15 protein-coding genes are annotated in these 18470 nt (G+C 54.7%); 2 read left to right on the top strand and 13 right to left on the bottom strand.

What is annotated here, in order from left to right:
- Positions 1-5: 5 nt before the first annotated feature.
- The 10 genes from OEZ10_10420 to OEZ10_10375 are packed head-to-tail and all read right to left on the bottom strand — an operon-like array spanning position 6 to position 7809.
- The gene (locus OEZ10_10420) at positions 6-641 is read right to left on the bottom strand and encodes a PilN domain-containing protein (protein ID MDH5633391.1); all 636 of its coding nucleotides are present in this window, start codon (positions 639-641) and stop codon (positions 6-8) included.
- A complete protein-coding gene (locus tag OEZ10_10415; GenBank protein ID MDH5633390.1) occupies positions 638-1582 on the bottom strand; it encodes a hypothetical protein in 945 nt (314 codons plus the stop codon). The genes OEZ10_10420 and OEZ10_10415 overlap by 4 nt, the downstream gene beginning before the upstream one ends.
- On the bottom strand, positions 1583-2527 hold the full coding sequence (locus OEZ10_10410) for a hypothetical protein (protein MDH5633389.1): 945 nt from the start codon (positions 2525-2527) through the stop codon (positions 1583-1585). It abuts the gene before it with no gap.
- The gene (locus OEZ10_10405; GenBank protein ID MDH5633388.1) at positions 2524-3042 is read right to left on the bottom strand and encodes a prepilin-type N-terminal cleavage/methylation domain-containing protein; all 519 of its coding nucleotides are present in this window, start codon (positions 3040-3042) and stop codon (positions 2524-2526) included. The genes OEZ10_10410 and OEZ10_10405 overlap by 4 nt, the downstream gene beginning before the upstream one ends.
- Positions 3008-3427 (bottom strand): type II secretion system GspH family protein, encoded by a 420-nt coding sequence (locus tag OEZ10_10400; protein ID MDH5633387.1) that lies wholly within the window; start codon positions 3425-3427, stop codon positions 3008-3010. The genes OEZ10_10405 and OEZ10_10400 overlap by 35 nt, the downstream gene beginning before the upstream one ends.
- The gene (locus tag OEZ10_10395) at positions 3424-3930 is read right to left on the bottom strand and encodes a prepilin-type N-terminal cleavage/methylation domain-containing protein (GenBank protein MDH5633386.1); all 507 of its coding nucleotides are present in this window, start codon (positions 3928-3930) and stop codon (positions 3424-3426) included. The genes OEZ10_10400 and OEZ10_10395 overlap by 4 nt, the downstream gene beginning before the upstream one ends.
- 29 nt (positions 3931-3959) lie before the next feature.
- Entirely contained in the window at positions 3960-4331 is a 372-nt protein-coding gene (locus tag OEZ10_10390; GenBank protein MDH5633385.1) for a prepilin-type N-terminal cleavage/methylation domain-containing protein, read from the bottom strand.
- Between the two features lie 19 nt (positions 4332-4350).
- Positions 4351-4857 carry a prepilin-type N-terminal cleavage/methylation domain-containing protein gene (locus OEZ10_10385; GenBank protein ID MDH5633384.1) on the bottom strand — a complete coding sequence of 169 codons (507 nt, stop codon included), beginning with the start codon at positions 4855-4857 and terminating at the stop codon, positions 4351-4353.
- The gene (locus OEZ10_10380; protein MDH5633383.1) at positions 4857-6083 is read right to left on the bottom strand and encodes a type II secretion system F family protein; all 1227 of its coding nucleotides are present in this window, start codon (positions 6081-6083) and stop codon (positions 4857-4859) included. The genes OEZ10_10385 and OEZ10_10380 overlap by 1 nt, the downstream gene beginning before the upstream one ends.
- Position 6084: 1 nt before the next feature.
- Entirely contained in the window at positions 6085-7809 is a 1725-nt protein-coding gene (locus OEZ10_10375; GenBank protein MDH5633382.1) for a GspE/PulE family protein, read from the bottom strand.
- A gap of 134 nt (positions 7810-7943) precedes the next feature.
- Here OEZ10_10375 and OEZ10_10370 point away from each other — a divergent pair, with 134 nt between their 5' ends.
- Positions 7944-8435 (top strand): tRNA (cytidine(34)-2'-O)-methyltransferase, encoded by a 492-nt coding sequence (locus OEZ10_10370; protein MDH5633381.1) that lies wholly within the window; start codon positions 7944-7946, stop codon positions 8433-8435.
- 75 nt (positions 8436-8510) lie between these two features.
- The gene (locus tag OEZ10_10365) at positions 8511-9335 is read left to right on the top strand and encodes a hypothetical protein (GenBank protein MDH5633380.1); all 825 of its coding nucleotides are present in this window, start codon (positions 8511-8513) and stop codon (positions 9333-9335) included.
- A 9-nt stretch (positions 9336-9344) separates the two neighbouring features.
- Here the strand turns inward: OEZ10_10365 and OEZ10_10360 are convergent, their stop codons facing one another.
- From OEZ10_10360 to OEZ10_10350, 3 genes are all read right to left on the bottom strand, one after another.
- On the bottom strand, positions 9345-16640 hold the full coding sequence (locus OEZ10_10360; GenBank protein MDH5633379.1) for an OmpA family protein: 7296 nt from the start codon (positions 16638-16640) through the stop codon (positions 9345-9347).
- Positions 16641-16670: 30 nt separating this feature from the next.
- Positions 16671-17759, bottom strand: a complete 1089-nt coding sequence (locus tag OEZ10_10355; GenBank protein MDH5633378.1) for a DUF11 domain-containing protein — start codon at positions 17757-17759, stop codon at positions 16671-16673.
- Positions 17760-17978: 219 nt separating this feature from the next.
- Entirely contained in the window at positions 17979-18464 is a 486-nt protein-coding gene (locus OEZ10_10350; protein MDH5633377.1) for a hypothetical protein, read from the bottom strand.
- Between the last annotated feature and the right edge of the window lie 6 nt (positions 18465-18470).

Genomic DNA, 18470 nt, shown 5'->3' with positions numbered 1-18470 from the left:
TCACATCAATTAACAGATGCGGTAGCCATTCCTTTCTGATCCGGGTCTGCCGTAGTCAGTGAAAAATCCACTTCCCTGGTGCCGGGCTGACTGCTGGCTCTCGCCATTTTCAGCAGACTGAAATTCGTTCCGGTAAGGGCAGCCGAATCACCGAGGCTTCCAATATAGCGAGGAACCAGGTCTGCATGGATCGTGCTGCCATTCATGGTTACCTGGTTGCCTGCCGCGTCAATAAACACTCCTGTTATCCACATGCCAGGAATGATCTTTCTGGCAATCTCGATAAAGTACGCCGAGAAGCCCACAGAGTTTCCAAAACCGCCGGTTTGAATCAGTTGCTGGACTCGATGCCTGGCCTTGACGAGATGCTCGGCCTGCCGGACCCGGAGTTCCAGATCCGTATTTTTAGGCCGCTTCGCGATGACATCATTTATATTCACAAATTTTTCAGTCAGCGATGCGTATTCCCGGTCGAGCCTGCCTATTTCCAGTTCCAGGTTGCGCACACTCCATGCACTGAAACCGTAAGTAATCGAAACCAGGAACAGGACAACTGCCACGGTCCTGGCAATAGACCTGGCGCCCAACAGGTCAGCACGCTTCGCTTTCTGTTTAACGGCGAGATTTATGTCCAGCTTCATGATGGTATTGCCTCCTTTCTTCGCAGCGCGGCGCCAAGGGCCAGTGCGCAAACCGCATGTTTGCGAGTCAGCGCGAGGTCTACTCCAGCATCACTGGCTATAAACTCATTTGCATCAACTTCCGAAACATCGAGCCCAAGGTTGGACTGGATATAGGGGACAAGGGTTACATCCGCATCTTCCATGCCACATACAAGCGCCTTCCTCACCGACCCCAGGCGGAAATGGCTCTCGTAGTAATCCATCGATCTCTGTATCTCCAGGACGATCTGGTCCAGGCCGAATTGCACGCTATCATCCCCTCTAAGGGACCGGTAGCCGATATCCAGAGTGCGGCTGATATATACATGCTCTCCTTTTATTATGGAAAGCAGGCCGGTTTTTTCCGAAAGAAACAGCACGACCGTTGCGTCCGGATTATCCGACATTGCTCCTACAAGGTTTCGTATGGCGAGCTCCGGTATATCAACAATTTCCGCGCTGAGCCTGTTATCTTCAAGCATGGTGATCTTGCCCTGGATCAATGATTTTCGTGCCACCACGACATAAATCGACCGGGTGCCAACACCGGCGTACGGCATATCAAATACGTCAATCACAGCATCGTCTTCGGGAATATCAACCAGGTCACGGATTCGCCAACGAACGGCGTCCACCATTTCAGAGTCGGGCACATTCGGTGCTTCAATTACGAACAGACTGTAATCCTTTCCGGACAACAGCAGGCTGCCGCGAGACTTGTCGAGTCCGTATCGATTAACCATATTGATCAGGCTGTCTCCATCCTCATGGACGCTGATCACATCACAAGCGGTCACCACGCGCGTGCCATTTTTCCATTCGGCCTTTACCAGGCCGATAGAATCATCCATCATCGCAATACCGGTAATCGCCCGGTCATTCTTCCTGCCGAAAATCCTGTTCAAGTCAATCGTTTGCATTTAACTCACCTGTTCTCGCCACGCAATCACCCGGGTCGGGCCCGCGCCACCGCATCCATCGATTTCAACATTGAAGTCATCTATCCAGGCTTCACTTGGTGTCGCCGCGCTCGATGGTTTTTTTGCTGTAACCTGCAACCTGTCTACGCGGCCAATATTACTATTCGCACCAATATTGAACTGGTAGGAATGGGTCTGCCATCCACCGGTGTTGGAAAAAGAAAAGTTGTAAATGTTGGCCACACCTTTTCCTTTCATCAACACCTCTACCTCACCTGAAGATCCCGGTTGGCCGGTGTGTCTGTACGCGAATGTTACCGTGACTGTTGCCGGTCCCGGGCAGACAACCGGGAGATCCTGCTTCATATCAACACGTTCGTCCTTCTTCGCACTTCTGGCATAAATGGCGGTCGACCCGTCAGGCCCCGCGTTTGGCAATGCCGCGCAGTCGTTGCCCTTGCTCCAGCTCTGCTTGAAGTTTGTCCAGCTATCGGGCAGCGGGGGACAGCTGCCAGGACTGTTGAAATCACCATTCAATACAATCGGTGACCCGCCGCCCTCAACAATCGCGTGAACAGTTCGCACCGAGTTCCCGTGACGACCAATGCTCATAAGGTGTGCCTGGCCAGAAGGCAATGGTGTCGGGTAACCCAGGGACGCGAAACTGCTGCCATCCGAGTTAACTACTATTGCAAACTCACCACCACCAAACAAAACCGGACCCTCTCCCGCGTAAGCCGGGTCTGCGAGCCACTGATAGATGCCTTTCTCAATTCCCGCTTCGGCAATATAAAATGCCTTTGTACCGCTGGCGTATTCTGTTACACCGCGTGCACTCCCGGCTGTCATTGTAGTCAGGGCTACGGCGATAAAGCCCAGTACCGTAATCAGTATCGCGGCAGCTATAACCAGAAAACCTTCCTGTCCTTTGGCGCCGGGGTTCACAGCATGCTCCTTATTCGCACACTCGCCTGCGAGTTCTGGATATAGTCTCCGGACGAAACCGTTACCGTAAATGATATAAGCCGTATATCCGTATTTGCTGCCGGCAACGACTGGCCGTCAGCCTGTAGATAGGTAAATGCCGCAACATTGACCCCACTCAGCATAACCTGGGTGTTTCTGAGCAACTGGTTACCCGCGATTTGCCAGCTAATCGTATTTCCATTGACATCAATGAAGTTCAGTTGCGTTCCGGTCCACGAAGCAATATCCGACGAAGACCTGATTTCCCTCATCTCGCGCTTCAGGCGCTCCACGACCGGCGCTGTGCTGCCAACCAGTTCATTAGCCCGGCTGCCGGCAACATATGAACTGAATCCTGCTGACAGAAAACTTCCAACCAGGGCGGATATAACGCCCATAATGGTAATGACAATTACCATCTCCATCAGGCTGAACCCGAATTGTCGCTGCAGCCCTTTTTTAAAACGAGGCGACAACGGTACGCAAGGTTGCATCCGATTCTCCCTGTACCTGAACTATGATTTCCCTGAAGTCCGCCCCGAAAGCGGATGCCTGTACCTGGGCAGGAACAACTGTATAACCAGGTGGTACGGCACAAACAGCTGGCGGCGTTCCACCAAAACATGGATCGGGGGCCAGGAGAAAGTCGGCAAAACTGGCTGACTGACGCTTGCGTAACAGGACGAGCTCAAGACGTTGCTGGGCAATCAAATTTGCACGCCCTGCTTCTCCCAGCCGGGTTACTCCGGATACTGCCCCTGCAAATACGGAAAACAATGCGGTCGCCATAATGGCAACAACGACAATAAATACGATCAACTCAACCAGCGACACTCCTGGACATCGGCGCAGGCCGCGCGATCCTGGTGAAGGCATCATTGCACCCATACCCTTCCCGTTTCCGGTGCGATCGCGACCTGCCTGCTCTCGCTGCCATGGGTCAGCGTCAGCACAGATACAACTGCCAACGGTGTTCCTGGAACATTGCTGTCAACGTAAGGCTCACCTTTTCCCCCGTAAACTATAAAAGGGTTATCAGGGGCCAGCGTCATTCCCGGGGGCAAAGGTACCGGCGCAACACCGGTCTTGGGGTTGGCAACCACTGTCGCGCCTGTGCGGTCAGTAATCCGGTAACTGTTCAGGCTAAACTCGACCCGAAAACGCTCGCCACGCATCATGGCCAGGAGTTGCGTATAGCGAATATCTGACACCAGCTGGCGTGCCTGCGCATCGAGGTTCATGGTTGAACCAGGCCATAACAATCCGGCACCGGCTGCCAGAATGCTGACAATGACTATGACAAGTACCAGTTCAACAATACTGAATCCCCGGCCATAACATGCCGGAGATCCAGTAATGTTTTTGTCACATGAGTTGAGCACAACCTTATCCCTGTTGCACTGTCAACCTGTCAGCTGACGCCGAGACCCGTAAAGCTTGCGGTCTCACCAGTGGCTGTACGGGTTACCGTACACACGACCGAGGCATCTGCCGCAATCGCCGCCGCGGTAATCGTATAGCCGGCCGGCATGCCGCCCTGGATGGCGTTGGCCACGTCAGTGCAGTTGGCAATAGCGACGCCCTTGGCAGGATTGGCCTTTCTGACACCATAATTTACAGTAGCAGCCGAATTAAGCGCGCCCGCAATACCATCGGTGGCTGCCTGTTGTGCTTCCGGTGCGATATCAACAAAACTCGGTGCCGCGGTCGCTGCCAGTATTCCCAGTATGACTATAACGATTACCAGCTCAATCAAGGTAAAGCCCTGTTGTGTACCCTTCATGTGTTTACTCCTGTCTTAGCTAATTAAAATTCCAGCCATATGGCCGGGTTGAAACAAGTTTCAAACCTGCCAGTTGACCTCTTCGGGAAGAGGCCACGTAGACCGGTTTGATAACAAATTTGACTCGCGGTGGATTTCCTTCACCGCCGACAAATCCTTCATGGTTGGCTACTACATACACCAGCTCCTTCGATTGATTGTCGTAATACCAGACCCGGGAATCGACATTGCTGCTGTCTGTAACAATTCCTACATAGTTCTCCGGTTTATCGGCAAGATTGGTCATGGGATTAACACGAATTAAATGTGCTATTTTTCCAGTCTCGTTCTTCGCGATATGGGCGGCGACATTTATGTTCAGTGCGCTTCTGAGATTACCCAGCACGGTTTCCATGGCTGCCTCCTCGGCACGAGCCTGCCATGCGGGAACAGTGCGCAAGAAAACTCCTGCGAGTACGGCAACCACGGTGATCACCACGACCAGTTCCAGCAGTGAAAATCCTCGTTGGTACAGGTTCCGGGTCACTAGCCGACTCCCATTACCTTGGACAGATTCCACATCGGCATGAACACGCCCAGTGCCAGCATCAGTACCAGGCCGCCAACCGCAAATAACAGTATTGGCTCAATCGCGGTACTCAGATTCTTGAGCGCGTAGTCCACCTCATCATCGTAATACTGGGCAACATCTGACATAAGCTCGTCCAGCGACCCGGTATCTTCACCAACCTGCAACATTTGCAGGGAAACAGGCGAAAAGACTTCGCTCTGTTTTGCCGTATGGGTAATAGACTCGCCCCGCTCAAGACCGGCACGCATCGATGTCACCTTGCTTTCCATAAACTTGTTGCCGAGGGCCTGGGCGACTACAGCCATACCCTGTACGACAGGCACCCCGGCCCGCATAATCATCGACATGCTTGTTGCAAATCGGCTCAGTGCAGCGCCATACAATATGAGACCGGTAACCGGAATGTGCAGCTTTCTTTCATCCCACCACATACGTCCGTAGTCCTGGCGGATAAACCACAACCACGCCGTCACCAGTCCGCCGATAACAAGGAGCACGACCGGCCAGTACGTCACGGTAAAATTGGAAGTGGCAATAATAATCCTGGTTGGCATTGGCAACTCGGCATTGAATCCGGAGTACACCTTGGCAAATGCCGGGATAACAAACAGGTTTATAATGGCGATTGCGACAGTGATTGTGGCGATTACAAAAACCGGGTAACGCATCGCTGATTTTATCCGTTGGCGCGTTTCCTTTTCCTTTTCAAGGTATCGGGCCAGCTGCTGAAATACAGTATCCAGGCTGCCAGTGGTTTCACCAACCTGGATAAGATTGATATACAGCGGCGAAAATACTTCCTTGTGTTGCCGCATAGCGGCAGACAATTCCATACCGGAATCCAGCGACTCGCATATTTTTCCTATAATCTCGGACAGGCGTTCATTCCTGGTCGAGTCACGCAGCCCTGCCAACGCATGGAGTATAGGAACTCCCGATCTTTGCAGGGTATACATCTGGCGCGAAAAGAATATCAGGTCGGATATCTGCACCCTTGGGCGCAACATCCTTTGCAGTGCTTCCGAAGAAACGTCCATGTGCATTCCGGCTTCCCTGATCCTTACCGGCGTAATTCCCTGGCTCATCAATTGCCGCGCCAGGATCGAGGCAGACGTGCTTTCGGTCTGACCACTTACCGGTTGGCCGTCAACATTTCGGCCGGTATAGGCAAATTGCGCCATTCTAGTCCGCCTCTACGCCGAAGGTGGCTCGTCGCACCTGATCGAGTGTCGTCATCCCGGCCGCAGCCAATTCCAGTGCGGCTACCCTGAGACTCTGGTAACCGGACTGCTTATGAGCGGCTTCCGAAAAAGCAACGGGGTCACCCTTCTGCATAACCCTGGCAAGCTCATCATTCATTTCCAGTATTTCAAATACAGGTGTACGCCCGTGATAGCCTGTACTGTTGCAATGGGTACAACCTCGACCACGGACGAAACTGGCGTTCCCGGGCATCTTGCCCAGGCTGGATTCAATTAATTGCCTGTCGGCTTCTGTTGGTTCGAACGGCACGGCGCAACTTCCGCACACTTTTCGAACCAGTCGTTGCGCGACGACACCGCGCAGCGAGGATGCAATCAGGAAAGGTTCCGCGCCCATGTCCGCGAGTCGCAACGGTGTGGATATCGCGTCATTGGTATGCAGTGTCGACAATACCAGGTGGCCGGTCATTGCTGCGCGCAAACCGATTTCCACGGTTTCATCATCACGCATTTCCCCGATCAGCACGATGTCCGGATCCTGTCTCAACAGGGTTCTCAGTATCCGTGTAAAGGTAAGATCAATCTTGCTGTTAACCTGGACCTGGGTGATCCCGGGTAACCTGTATTCAACAGGATCCTCAACGGTAATAATCTTTGCCTCGGTACGATTCAGTTCCTGCAAAGCCGCGTAAAGACTGGTTGTCTTGCCACTACCGGTCGGGCCGGTGACCAACACCATACCGTAGGGCGCACTGATCAAACGCTTGAATCGTTTCAGTGACCCGTCCGGCAAACCCAGGTGACTCAGGCTGAGCATGCCGCTGGACTGGTTCAACAGCCGCATGACGACCGATTCGCCATTCTGCGTCGGTACTGTTGATAGTCGTATATCAATGGTCTTTTCCCGCACTCGCATCTGGAACCGGCCATCCTGCGGTAACCGCTTTTCAGAAATGTCCATTCCGGCCATCAGCTTGACGCGCGACACCAGGGCGCTGGCTATGCGGCGATCCGCGGATGTTTGTACGCGCAACACGCCATCCTGGCGAAAGCGAATTCGCAAATCGCGCTCACCCGGTTCAATATGAATATCCGATGCATTAACCTGGACCGCATCTTCCAGTACGGACTTCAGCAAACGCACCACGGGCGCGTCAGCAGCATTTCCTGTGGTTTCGAGCTGGTCGAGCGCAATGTCTTCCGTTGTCGCCAGCGCCTGTTCCATTTCAGCCGCAATGCCGCTAATTTCATCTGTACGGCGATACATCTGATCGATTATGTCCAGAAGATCAGCTTCCCGGACCACGGCCAGCTCTATCGGTTTTCGCAGAACCCGGGACAGCTCATCGTAGGAGAACAGGTTTGTCGGATCAGCCATGCCAATCAACAATGACTGGCCCCGGTCTTCAAGTGCAATAGCACGGAACCGGCGAGCATGGGTTTCGGGGAGGATCTTTATGGTTTCAGGCTTATAGGGAAACCGCTTCAGGTCGACGAAGGGGATGTTTAGCTGTTGTGCCAACAGGTTAAGCAGGCGCGATTCATCCACGTATCCATTTTCAACAAGCACAGCACCCAGCTTTTTGCCGGTCCTCTTCTGATCCGACAACGCCATGTCGAGCTGCTCGGAAGTGATTACGCCTTCCGATATCAACATGTCACCAATTCGAATCTTCTTTGGCCGCTGCGCGGCTGCCAATTCCATGATTTTGTTCCCTGCTTTATCTCCAGCGGATATCTGTATTAATATCGGCGATTCAATGTAATTTCTTTATTCGTCTTGCACGCATCACCGTTCTGAATTTGCAAGGAACAGGCCAGCAAAGGTGTGTAGAATCAATGTTTAACATTGTCCTGTATGAACCCGAGATTCCGCCCAATACCGGGAACATCATCCGACTCTGCGCCAATACCGGATGCCGGCTGCACCTGGTTGAACCACTGGGTTTCAGCCTGGAAGAAAAAGCCTTGCGAAGGGCGGGGCTGGATTACCACGAATACGCGGATGTTCTGCGTTATCCTGACTACAAAGGTTTTGTTGATCAGTGTCTTGCCGACAACCCGTCAGCACGACTGATCGCCTTCAGCACCAAGGCAACGGAAGCCTACAGCAGCAAGTCCTACCTGCCCGACGATTTCCTTTTGTTTGGCCCGGAAACCCGCGGACTACCCGACACGCTGCTGGCCACATTGTCACCTGGACAACTGGCACGGCTGCCCATGCTGCCCGGCAGTCGCAGCCTGAACCTGTCAAACACCGTCGCCGTAGTGGTGTACGAAGCATGGCGACAACAACAATTTGCCGGTGCAATTGACACTCTCACACGTTAAACCGTCATATTTTTGACATCCTGATCCATCTTTCCGGCTTCAAGTATCCGGATACGTCAGCCGATATGGTTGACGATGAAAGCGACAGCTGAAACTTCCGCCACAAGCCCGAATGCAGGTCGACGCCTGCTGTGGACTGCCGTTGCCTGCGCCACCCTGGGAATGTCCTGCAGTGGCAGCACCAACCCGGTTGCAGAAGACAGCGTTGACCATGATGCCATTATGAGAGCTGTCTATTTTGATCAACGTACACCGGAAGGATTTCACCAGGAATCATTCGACGACGAGAACTACCATGTCATCTATCACATCAGCAGCCAGGATATTGTAGCGCCATCGCTGAGAACAACATCCCGGGGTTATGAGCTTTGCAGCAACAGCACGGATGTTGTCACCGGCTGGTCCGAAACAGCAGCAGCGTACCGCGCCGTTTACCGGGCATTCCAGGCCGTGAACGAAACAGAAGAATATTACGAAGTCATCCGGGTCAATGACAATGACAGCAATGTCATTGAGCATGCCCGGGTATTCAAATGCAGTTTTGTCAATCGCGCTACGCTTGACACTGCCGCCGGTGATGCCGGCAACCTCGGCACCTTACCGGTACAGCCTGGCAGGCTCGAGTTCCTGGCGCAATACCTGTGGCTGTTCAGTGTCTACAACAACTATGGGCATGCAATCATTTCAACCAGTCTCTCCGGCAACAGTAACGATGCGGAATACGTCATGCTCCAGGCGACACTGGAGCGTGGCAAAAACGATTGCGATACGATTTACCTGGACAATTTGACGTACAAGGCCGGTCTGAACGATGGCGCCCTGAGGTTCAAGCAACATTCAGGGGGCAGCTTCCGCAGCCGCTTTGACAACGGCACATACAGCAAGTGTGCTGACGACTGAACCTTCGGATCAGGGCTGAATCACCGGCCCCGCGTTTCCGGGATGGACCCGCTCATCTTTCTCCCACCAGGCCATGACCCGGCGACTGGAGTAATGATCAAAACTCATACGGAACTTGAGGTAGGGACCGGCAACCGCATACCCGGCGGTGCTGAAGTCGCGATCCTCAAATCCTTCCTTGTTGTAGCCCAGGCTCAGCCAGACGCCGCGCATGACATTGAAGCCGGTGGAGATACCGTATGAATACCGCTGGTTGTTTGCCGCGGCGACTTCCGTCATCGCACCCTGGACACCAATATCCCACCAGCTGTTCAGGTCATGACGATACTCAAGACCACCCGCCTGGGTAACGCCCTCATATTCATCATTATCAAAACTATCGACAACCTGCTTGTAGCCCCAGTGCAGCGCAAGCTGTCCACGACGACCGACAAGGTAATTGAGGTTAAGGTTATTCACATACTTGCGGCCCAACGTTTCAGCGCCGTCATCAACCCGGTCATTATCAACTGCCTTGAGCTTGTCCAGTACGTTCCAGTAGCTGTCCGCGGGGCGCCAGGCCAGCGACAACTCGGCTGTCATCCGGGATTCCTCAACGCCACTGGCTTCTTCGCGGGCAAACCAGTTGTAACGGGCAGCAAAACCAACGCCCTGACGATTCTCCCGGTAAAAACCAAACAACACCGTGTTCTTGTCTTCCTTGTCGGATGCACGACCCTCGGCACGCGCGGTGGCAGACCAGAGCTCGGCCTTGTAGGTCATACCCGCCGACACGGCACTGTAATCGTTATCCAGCGTACCATTGGCCGGTGGCACGTTAACATTGAATGGAGTATCACCCGGTTCACGCAAGGTCTTGCGCCGGTCATAGCCCAGGTCGAGACTGATGTGGTCGCTTAACCTGAACGCCTGCTTCAGACCAAGGCTGCTGTAGGTACGTGCACCCGATTCACTGTACCGGTTGCCAACATCGCTGCGGACTGCGGCTCCCTGCCACGGGCTGGTTTCGAACCCGGCCCGCGTGGCCTCGGTATCCTGCTGCAAGCCTCGTGTCCACTCCTGCTCAAGGAACAAGCGGGTTGCCTGGGTAATTCGATAATCACCACCCAGTACATAGCGACTTGGATAATCCGGATTGGCCTCGGCATTATCACCCAGGCCGACTTCAGCATTGGCGCGGACACTGGCACGCTTGTTCAGGAAAAAGTAGGCGCCTCCCAGGGTTAGCTGTTCTGATTCCCGCTCGACACCGGAACCATCTTCATCCGCTGCCCGGCGTAAACCGCCGTTGACGGTGTAGCTATCCTGGCTGTAATGAATACTCGCCTGGGCCATGTCGCGTTGCGCATCAGTACCGAGTACATCTTCATGACGCAGTTCAGCCTGGATGCTGATGGCGTCATCCAGCGCATACCGGCCCGCCGCACCCAGCTTGCGCGTACCGGTCTCGGTTCCCGGCTGCTGGCCCAGGCCAAAACCCTCATCCTGTTCACGCATATACAGGCGGGCATTCAACTTCTCATCAGCGTATTCATATTCCGCCATCCAGGCATCACCTTCGCGCTTGCCGGCCGGCTGTTGCTGATCGGTAGTCGCCGCCTCGGCACGAAGACGGCTGTGTTCACCAAGCTGAATCGTTGCATCAATACCGGACAGATTGGCCTCGGCGCCTTCGATTCCCTCGTGCACGGCACTGGCACCAATCTCAATCCCGCCTTCCAGCATCTTCACGGCTGCGCGACCACCGGCAACAACCGAGGAATCCCCACCGGTTTCCACTTCATAATCAATTACGATATAGACCGGGTTGAATGCCGAATCCTGTGTAAACACGGGCTGCCTGAAATACAGGGTACCGGCTACCGGATCGATATTGTAATCAAGGAAACGCGCCATGTTCTGGCGGTTCAGTACCACGTGGCTGTTAAAACGATCGCGGGTTTCAATTACGACCTTGTCGCTGTTGGCAACGATGTTCTGTCGCGACAGGCGATACAGCCCGGAGGTACCATCGCCACGAATTTCATCCTTGACGAAACCGGTTTCGGTTTCGCTGACAAACACATTGTAACTGAACTTCTCGCCATTATATTCAGACTTAAGGCCGGTCATGCTGCGGCTGTAACGCGACAGTTCGGTAACTGTCATGCCGGTGGTGTAATCACCGAACAGCGCATAAAACTGTCGACGCTCAAGTTTCACGTACAGCTTGCTGGTACTGGCGGCATCATGCCGACGCTCGGCACCATCACCATACAACGTGTAATACTGATCCGGCTCTACCAGACCGTGCAGTACCGCGTCCGGCGTATCTTTCTGTTTTGCAGAATCATAGGCCGCAGTTAACAGCCATTCTCCCTTGATTGATCCCTTGGCATAAAATGCCAGGCGACCGTCATCGTAATAACCTTCTTCAGCCTGTATTTCCTCGAGCGCAGTCATATTGCCTTCGAGCGTGCGATAGCCTGCCGTGCCTTCGGCCAGGCCAACCAGCACCCAGTCACGTTGCGCCGGCGCCACCCATACATCAACGTCCTGCTGCCTGTCATTGCCCAGGTTCAGGCGGACGCTGAGCTTGCCGCTCTGCGTGGTCGGCTTGATTCGAATCATGGCAATACCGTCCCCGGCAACAACATAGGCAGGCGCCGTATCTGAAGTCAGTGTGACCGGGTTATGTTTCAGTTCATCGGCCAGGGACCGGGCAACAAACGGTTCGCTGACTGTAAAGCGGCCGGTAACGCCCGGTCGGACCGGCTGACCGGAGTGATCCAGAAGCCTCAGTGCAACAATGATGTCATCCCGGCCATTTGCAACTGTGCGACTGTAGTCCTGTACATAAATTGCGCGCGCCACTTCATCAACGTATTTCAACGTGCGCTCAAGGGTGGAAATAATGTTACCGGCGGCATCACGGACTATGGCAGTCATACGGTTGTCGCCGCGCTGCAAGTCCACGCCCCGCCAACGGCTGATTTCGATTCCGCGACTAACGTCCTTGATACCGGTGTCACGATTCAGTGCCGATACCGGTTTGCCATTGAGACTCAGCTCAACTGCCTGTCCGTTTGCGTGCTTGATGGCAACGCGCACGGAAGGGATGGCCGGCATGAATCCCGGTTGTGGCGCCAGCCAATCGATACCGGGCACGGCTTTCTGCAGCCAGGCTTCGTCAATATCACCGTAAACATTGGCCACAACCCCTGGCGCTTCCGGAATCCCGGTCACACTGACGCTGACGTCGCGCTCAAGCTTGACCGACTGCACACCACTGTCAGCGCGCACCAGTTTCCAGTCCGGTTTTTGCTGAGCCATGTCTTTCATATCCACATGCTCGACAAACACTTCTACGCGCCGGTTTTGTGCGCGCCCTGTCTGGCTGGAGTTGTCGGCAAGCGGTTGCGCCGGGCCCAGCACTTCAATCAGAACCTGGTTTGGATCAAGCCCCAGGCGATCGCGCAACCGCACGGCAACGCCTTCAGCGCGAAGACGCGACAACTCGTAATTATCCTTCAATGCCTGGCGGCCGACCTTGGTCATCTGCCGGGTATCCGTATGACCCACAACCCGAATGCGGCGAATGCGCTGACCGGACATGGTCTTTGCCAGATCATCGACCTTGCCGAGGTTGTCCTCATCCAGTTCATACTGCGCAGTAATATAGACCGGGCAGTTGTCCTTGGTTACCTGCTTCCAGATTCCAGCCTCATTTTCCTGGCGCGTACGCACAAACAGTTCAACACGGCGATTAATGGCGCGGCCTTCCTGCGTATCGTTATCGGCTATAGGCTGGCTGTCGCCCAGGGCGTCGACACTCATCTGTCCATCAACCAGTTTCAGTTGTTGCTTGATGTAATCAGCTACCGCCGCTGCGCGCGCTCGCGACAACGCAGTGTTGTCCCCCCATTGATCAAGCGCCTTGCCCTTCAGTGGAATATTGTCAGCATGACCAACAACACGAATGTGGACTACATCTGCCGCCTTGAACTGGCCGATAATTCGATCGAGGCGGATGCGATCGGTTTGTTTCAGCTCGGCGCGCGCAGAACTGAAGCGCGGCCTGAAAATAAATTGCTGCTGGGTTGCCTCACCGGGCGTGTGCAACAGCGAGTTTTCGGCATAAGGTGTACGGAAACGCGAGCCACCGGCATCCTGGAACATGGCAACGGCACGCGTCACGATTTCCGAGTTCTCGCGGGTTCCGGCCGCGCGGGTACTGAAACGAACCTGGTGCGCCCAGGCCTCCTGGACATGATTGCCGAGCCAGACACTGAATACACCATTTTCAATCTTCGGATCCGGCTGGAGCTTGTTATCAACAAACAATGAACCGTCCACGTACTTGAGCTCATCCGGCACCACCAGCATCACTGATGCGTTGCGATAGTCAAATGGCAGGCCGCTGACATCCACCGTAAAGTGCGCAAGCGCATCATCCAGTTCGCTGCGCATCTGTACATCAAGTTTCGCCTTCAACGGATCTTTTTTCTTCAGGTAAAAGTCAGATCGCCACAGGCTGCCGCCCTGCAGGTCAACAAAACGGGAATTGCCGCTACCGGCAAAGCGGGTATTTTCCTCGCACAGCATTACTTCCAGGTCATCGGGCAGGCTGGCTTCATCCACCTGCAGCACATGGGTGCCCGGGCGCAGTCCTTCGATATGGTACAAGCCGTCGCGATCGGTCACCGCATAGATGCCCTGCTCGGTAACAATACGCACTCCGGCAACACCTTTCAGTTCACCACCCAGCACGGCATCGGTTTTTTCCGGCGGCAGGGTTTCGGTAGCGGCGCGGCGCAAGCCCGAGTCGCCGCGCAGGGCGGTATTTTGATACTCGGTTTTGTTGTGCGTGGTAATGATTTCCACTTCGACACGGCGATTACTGCGACGACCCGCAGCGGTGGCGTTATCAGCGACTGGCATATCCGGACCAAAACCCTGTACCTGAAGACGACTGACATCAAACTCAAGGTACTTGCGAAGATGCCTGGCAGCGGCCTTGGCCCGTTCCAGCGATAACTCGTAGTTGTCATCAAGCCCGGTTGCGGCTTCCATACCCGACGAAACATTGTCGGTATGGCCCATGATCCGCACCCGTTTAACGGTGCGACCCTTGATCTCCTTGATCAGCGTGTTGAGCTCAATCTGGCCGGCGAGGCTCGGCTCGATACGGATCTTTTCGTACTCGGACAAGGTCACCAGTGACTTGCGTTCACCGGTGGATTTTTCCCGCAACACGGTATTCACCGCGGTCACGGTCACATTTTGCGCAGCGGCTGTATTGAACTGCAATTTCGCATCCAGGCTGTAGGTACCGGGTTCGGCATCGTCAAGCCGGGCGCGCAGCCGCACCACGCGATTCCATTGCTGCCCCGGATCACCAAGAATGATGCGCACACCATCGGCAATGTTTTCCACCTGCAATGTATCACTGCCTTCCATGCTGATACTGCCTGGCAACACGGCCAGTGGTTGTGCCGGCTTCAACACGAGGCTTGCACCTGTGATCGGCACGGTATTGCCGGAAAGCGTAACAACATAGTCGATTACGTCGCCATAGACTTCACTTTGCAGACGCATATCCACGCTGCCATGACGCACCGGCTCGGCTGCACAGTTTCCACTCATGACACGACCCAGAACATGGCTGCGCGTGTTCAACAGTTCCTGCACCACGGTAACGGGCACACTGGCCAGGTTGGACTGTTGCGCCGCGACGTTGCTTGCCCGGGCAGAGTTGTCCAGGCGTTTACCATCAGCCTCAGCGTCAACAGCGGCAACAAAATTCAGGGTCACGGATTCCAGCGGCGCCATGTCGCCGATGGTAAATAACAGGTTGCGACCATCGCCGGTAATCACCGGGTCCGGCACAGCGATATTATTCAGCCGGGCCGAGTTACCGTGATAGCGCAAACCCCTGGGCAGATAGTTATCGATGACCGTTGCCGCGGATACCGTTGTTGTGCTGTTATTGGTCAATACCAGCGTGTAGCGGACAAACTCACCGATACTGACCTTTTGTTTTGATACCGTCATGGTCAGGAACAACCCGTTCCCGCTCGGGTCTGCCGGGATATCCACGTTCAGCGCCGGCCCGGCATTCAAAACAAAATTGTTCAGGTAAGACGCATTGGCATCTATGGCAAACGGCGCACCCGGCAAGGCTTGCAACACCGCTTCGGGCACCGTGGACGGAACGCTATAGCCAGTTGGCGGCGTTACTTCAAAACGATACGTGCCCGGCGCCATCAACGGGAACCGGTAGCCACCCGGCGGGAAGGTATACAAGGTTCCGCTACTGTCGGCTGCCGTACTGCCGGTAGTGACCGTTGACGGATAAATGCTTATACCGTCGTCGCCATAAACAACGGCATCGAGACCGGTGGCCGCATCGACAATTCGTACTATCGCGCCATTTACCGGTGTACCGGTTGTGGAATCAAACACAATGCCAAACGGGTCCACCAGCACCTGGGCCGCAGCATTGTCGGTCGTATCATATATATCGGTATAGGCCGCGTCGATGTTCTGGTTTTCAGCAACGGTTAACTGGCCGTCATAAACTGTAGCGGCTACGGATGTCGACTGGATGTAGCCGACAAATACACCGGTATCCAGCCCGGTTTCGTTGAACTCAATCAGCTCGGCGTCACCGGTAGCGCTGACACTCAGGCTTACCCGTACAATATCCCGCGACGCTCTGTCTATGTTGCGGTTGCTGTCGGTCAGCATGACAAATACCGGCTCACCCGTGTGGTAGGTAACCGCCAGCGATAAAGGTACCGGATTGGCAACGTCAAGCGGCGTCGGCCCGGCCCCGGGGATGGAATAGTCCGGATTTGCCATAACCACCATGGCACCGGCTGCCGAGCCGTCTGCATAGCTGCTGGTAATGGCCTGCGTCGTCGTCAGTGTCGGCGCAGCGGTATTGTATTGATAAAACTCAATCGTCGCCGGCGTCAGCGCAATGGTGGTGGTAATGCTGTCAGTATTGGAGCTGCCGGTGAACCCGGGCACGCCGCCGACACTGTACGAGGCGCTGGCGGTATTGTTAATGGACGTACCGGGAGCCACCGCGTGGGCGACTGCGCCGGGCAACAACAACATAATCAGCACCGCCTGTTTGTAGACTCTGCGCATGCGTGCGACAGAATCCACAAAAAGACGTACTGGCCGGGTTGCTTCCGGCCAGTAACGACAAATCAGTTTATTACTGAAAATGCGATCACGGGCAGAATCACAGGCACGCGCAACCACGAGCCGCATTGCTGCGGCCTGGTAGCGCATACGCTGTAAAATTCTGTTCACCCCCGTGACCACGTCAGCGCTTCCGTTCGCCTAGTTAATGGTCACATCAAAGGTGATGGTCGCAGAGTTGCCGGCTGCCAGGGCACCTACCACCACGGTTACCGCGCCGGCGTTAGTGACATTGAAATCTGATGCGTCATCGCCACCGGCATCGGTTTGCACTCCACCAAAGTTTATGCTTCCCGGCACGTACGTGGTATTTACCGGAATCGCATCGACGATGGTCACACCTGCTGCATCAGCCGGTCCGGCATTGGCAACAATTATGGTGTAGCGCACCACCGCACCGGGTATGGCTTTCGGATTGGTATTCCCGTTGAACGGATCACTGACGACCGCCGAAGTCTTGGTCACGGTCAGCACGGCACTCGCTACCACGTAGGCATGGCGATCGGAGAACGCGCCATCACGGGCCGCGTCATCTGTACCCGCACCATCAGCAAAGACAACATCCACAACAGCCGGATCATCAGCGCCGACGGTTTCGGCCATGTTGATACCCTGCACGCCGACCGCGCCGCCCGACTGCGCTGTTGCAACCAGGCTGACAATGCCGAAGTCATTATTTACCAACGTGGCGGGAATACTGGCAACAACATAAACCGTGGCCGATGTATCGGCTGCCAGTTCATCCACGTACACTGCAGTATCTTCCGTGACCTGGTAACCAGGCGTGGCGCCGCTTTCCGCAAACGCACCGACAATGGTTACATCGACATTATCCGTACCCGCGAACAAGGCCTGGCCCGAAGCAATATTCGCTCCTGCGAGACCGAAGTCCTGGGTGGTATTGCCGGTATTGGTCACGGTGAACTCGGTCGCTACGCTGGCCTGGCCAGGCACTACCGACACGGCTGCCACACCTACCCGCGCGACAGTCAGGTCAACCTTGTTGTCAACGACAAACGTGGTTGGCACACCGGCGCCAGGGATCGAGTTTCCGGTTGGTGAACTGTCAATGCCGGCCTGGGCTACGCCGCCGACACTGTAAGTCACCGTAGCTGAGTTGCTGATGGTCGTATTCGACGCCGTACCAGCAGCATGGGCTGTCCATGACGTGGCAAACAGAGTTGCCACCAAGGCCAGCCTTATCAGCATGGTTTGTTTTATGGTAGTCATAATCAAATCCTCTTATGAGCTTTTTCGTTAATCTCTAAACACATCAGGCCCATGCAAAACACATGAGCCAAAATCCACTTCCACCTTCGGCGGATCAGCGCCAGGCGGATCAACCGAACCGGGAGGGCCGTCGCGTGATCGCAGACTCATCAAAGTGGATCGCGCAATATCAACCAGGGTATTCATAATCTCTTGCTCCTGAATTTGTTCGCTCGACTGCTATTTCACAATTACCCTGAACTGTGCCGTACCGGTCTTTTCCGGTGGCAGTTTTGGCGTGAAAATCCAGCGTATATCGGTATAGTCAGCGGCCTGGGCCTTGCGCACCGCGCCATCTTTGCCGGTGACATTTAGGTCATCGGGCCCTGCATAGGTCTTGCCGCCATCCACTGAAAAGGTAATTTCGGTGCCGGCGCCAAACGCCGAACCCTGCTTGTAAACAGTACCTTTCGGAATCGGGTCAGTGATTTCGATGTTGTCTACAGGCACACGGTCAATGTTCTTGAAGTAGATGGTGTAGATCAGTTCGTCACCGGGCAGTACGGTTTTGACATCCACTTCCTTTGTCTTTTTTTCACCGTATACCGTGGTGACCTCGATTTTTTTTACTTCAATCCTGACTTCTATCGATCCCTGTGCTGCCAGGGCCGGAACCGATAACCACATCAATGCCAGCATAGCGATCAGGTGTTTCATGTATTTCATGGGCGC

It is taken from the genome of Gammaproteobacteria bacterium (assembly GCA_029880545.1).
Taxonomy (GTDB): Bacteria; Pseudomonadota; Gammaproteobacteria; order Acidiferrobacterales; family SZUA-150; genus JAOUOD01.
This window is presented reverse-complemented; position numbering and strand designations above follow the sequence as displayed.